General features: G+C 37.5%; 3 protein-coding genes. All 3 read left to right on the top strand.

Annotated elements, in window-relative coordinates; translation table 11 throughout:
* Window positions 1–345, top strand: a 345-nt coding sequence (locus tag VLB74_RS07485; protein WP_325202835.1) for an ankyrin repeat domain-containing protein, incomplete at its 5' end; no start/stop codon positions are given.
* A 4-nt stretch (window positions 346–349) separates the two neighbouring features.
* The gene (locus tag VLB74_RS07490) at window positions 350–1096 is read left to right on the top strand and encodes a T9SS type A sorting domain-containing protein (RefSeq protein WP_325202836.1); all 747 of its coding nucleotides are present in this window, start codon (window positions 350–352) and stop codon (window positions 1094–1096) included.
* Between the two features lie 3 nt (window positions 1097–1099).
* On the top strand, window positions 1100–1978 hold the full coding sequence (locus VLB74_RS07495; RefSeq protein ID WP_325202837.1) for a DUF5777 family beta-barrel protein: 879 nt from the start codon (window positions 1100–1102) through the stop codon (window positions 1976–1978).
* The last annotated feature ends 245 nt before the right edge of the window (window positions 1979–2223 follow it).

Genomic DNA, 2223 nt, shown 5'->3' on the forward strand with positions numbered 1-2223 from the left:
CTGGCAACTTACCGCGGTAACAATGAGGTTGCAAAATTCCTGGTCGCAAATGGAGCGGATGTAAACGGAACCAGTAATTATGGGACACCTTTAATGGCGGCAGTCGTAAAAGGAAATTTAGAAATGATAAATGTGCTTTTAGAGCATAAAGCCGATACAAGCATAGCCGATCAGAGTGGTAATACTGCTTTGATTTATGCAGTGCTTTTTAAAAAGTATGAGATAGTCGGTTTGCTGGTAAAAGCGAATGCCGATATAAATACTAAAGATATTCGTGGAAAATCTGCCGTAGATTATGCCACAATGACAAACGATGATAAATTATTACAACTTCTAAAAAAATAAGGTTATGAAAAAAATTACGCTTTCAATGTTAGTTTTTATGTTTGGGTTAGTGGGTTTTTCACAAACCTATTCAACAGGTACAGTTCAATTTTTTACTAATTATTCCGGAAAAGTTGATGTTACCAGCTCTACAGTTACTTTAACCTTAATAGGACCATCGGGAAGTTGGCTGGGTGTGGGTTTTAACGCTCCGAATTTAATGAATGATTTTGGTAAGGATGTTGTTATTTTTGATGGGACCAACATGACGGACAGAAGTTTTGATGGGTTAGGTGTGGAACCTCCAACTGATACCCAAAACTGGACCGTTACTTCAAATGTTATTAACGCAGGGGTAAGGACTGTTACGGCTACTAGAAGTAGAGTAGCGGCAGAGGGGACAGATTTTACTTTTCCGTTTTCTGCGCAACCGCTGCAATTGACTTATGCCAGAGGAACTTCATTGACAGTTACCTATCACGGATCCGGGAATTGCGGAGCAACAAATGCAAATCTGGGAGTGGATGGCTTTGATTTGAACAGTTTTAAAGTGTATCCTAATCCTGCTGCAGATTTTGTGAAAATTGAATTACCGAACCTGGTTTATGAAGCTGACATAGTTGTTTATGACATTCAGGGTAAAAAAGTCAAACAATCAAAAGTAACTTCCGATAATAATACAATGGATTTGTCCGGATTGACAAATGGCTCTTATTTGCTGAATATAAAAACAGCCAATGGACAAGGTGTAAAAACCCTCGTAATCAATTAGTGTATGAGGAAAATTTTACTGTTCATTTTGATGTTTCCCACATGTGTCTTTTCTCAAGACGATTTACTTGCGGAGATAGATACTGTTAAAGCTGACTCTAAAGTAGAAGCTGCCTTCAAAGGACTTAAAATAGTCAATTTAGAATCTACAAAATTGGCTGCAAAAGGCGATTTTTATTTCATAGTAGCACACCGATTCGATTATGTGAATCACGGTTTCGATGATTTCTTCGGAATGGATAATGCCAATACACAGCTTAAATTCGTATACGGCGTATCTACATGGCTTACAGTCCACGCTTCAAGAAGTGGTTTTCAGGAGACTTATGAGCTGGCAGCCAAATACAGATTAAAAGAACAGGAGAAAGATGGTTTTCCGGTTTCGCTCGTCGGATTCAGTAGTATTGCGGCTAATACAGAGATGAAAGAAGAAGATTATCCAGAAATGGAATTCGCAAATCGTTTGAGTTATGTTACCCAATTGTTGGTTTCGAGAAAATTCAATAAGAATCTTTCGTTAGAGCTGGCACCAACTTATTTTCATGAAAATACGGTACGTGATATTTTAGACGAAAACGGAGTGCCTATTTTACCGAATCCTCAAAATAACAGTCAGTTTGCCATTGGTATGGGGGGAAGATATAAGATGGCAAAACGTTGGTCTGTAAATATTGATTATGCTGCACATTTGAATCGTGCTTCGGAATCAATATACAGAAACCCACTATCCATAGGGGTAGATCTGGAAACCGGCGGACATGTTTTTCAAATGCATTTTACCAATTCCAGGGCAATGCACGAAACAGGTTATTTAGGCCAGACAACCGGAGATTGGTCAAAAGGAGAAATCTGTTTCGGATTTAATTTGCTTCGCGTGTTTTAGCCTCAAAAATAATAATAAACGAGGTTGTCTCATAATGCTTAAATGGATTAGCATCTGATAATCATCTGATAATCATACATGTCATAGAAGATTTACTACTCGCAAAAAAATAATTGACTTATATGGTTTCCCAAGAGGAATACAGTAAGGGTTAAGGATAATAAAAGATAAAGAGGCTGCCTTTTTGAGACAGCCTCTTTTTTAGAGTGTTATTTTTTTGAGTGTTATTTTTTTGAGTGTTATTT

Origin of the sequence: Flavobacterium sp. (genome assembly GCF_035456225.1) — a bacterium.
Lineage (GTDB): Bacteria > Bacteroidota > Bacteroidia > Flavobacteriales > Flavobacteriaceae > Flavobacterium.

What these genes read in the sequence shown, in the direction of transcription:
- VLB74_RS07490 (WP_325202836.1), top strand. Translation starts at nt 350, where the DNA reads ATGAAAAAAATTACGCTTTCAATGTTAGTTTTTATGTTTGGGTTAGTG.
- VLB74_RS07495 (WP_325202837.1), top strand. Translation starts at nt 1,100, where the DNA reads ATGAGGAAAATTTTACTGTTCATTTTGATGTTTCCCACATGTGTCTTT.